Origin of the sequence: Bradyrhizobium sp. BRP19, from assembly GCF_020194195.1 — a bacterium.
GTDB classification, from domain to species: domain Bacteria; phylum Pseudomonadota; class Alphaproteobacteria; order Rhizobiales; family Xanthobacteraceae; genus Bradyrhizobium; species Bradyrhizobium yuanmingense.
On record NZ_JADYVZ010000098.1, the window covers coordinates 1 to 475 of the forward strand.

The following is a 475-nucleotide window of genomic DNA, read 5'->3' on the forward strand; positions in this document are numbered from 1 at the left end:
GGGCATGCTCGACGCGGCATGCCCCGGCGAGGTGTTCTCATCTCCCGTGCCTAACCAGATCATGGCGGCGACCCGGCGCGCCGACCACGGCGCAGGCGTGCTCTACGTCGTCAAGAACTTCGGCGGCGAGGTGATGAACTTCGGCCTGGCCGCGGAGAACCTGCGGCGTGAGGGCGTCCGGATCGAGAAGGTTCTCGTCGACGACGACGCGTCGTTCCCGCCCGAGCTCGCGGCCCGGCGCCGTGGCCTGGGCGCCGCCGTGCTGGTCGAGAAGATCGCCGGCGCCGCCGCCGAGGAGGGACGCCCGCTCGACGACGTGGCCGCCCTCGCCCGCCGGGTCGTCGGACGCAGCCGAACGTTCGGTGTGGCGCTGAGTTCCTGCACACACCCGAAGACCGGCCGGCGCACGTTCGACCTGCCGCACGGGGAGTACGAGGTCGGCGTCGGTATCGGCGGTGACCGCGGCCACGAGCGC

1 protein-coding gene is annotated in these 475 nt (G+C 72.6%); it reads left to right on the forward strand.

Features of this window, described 5'->3' with window-relative positions; all coding sequences use genetic code 11:
- Positions 1 to 475 (forward strand): dihydroxyacetone kinase subunit DhaK (locus I6F36_RS38670; protein ID WP_225173260.1); only part of this gene is annotated, 475 nt, incomplete at both ends.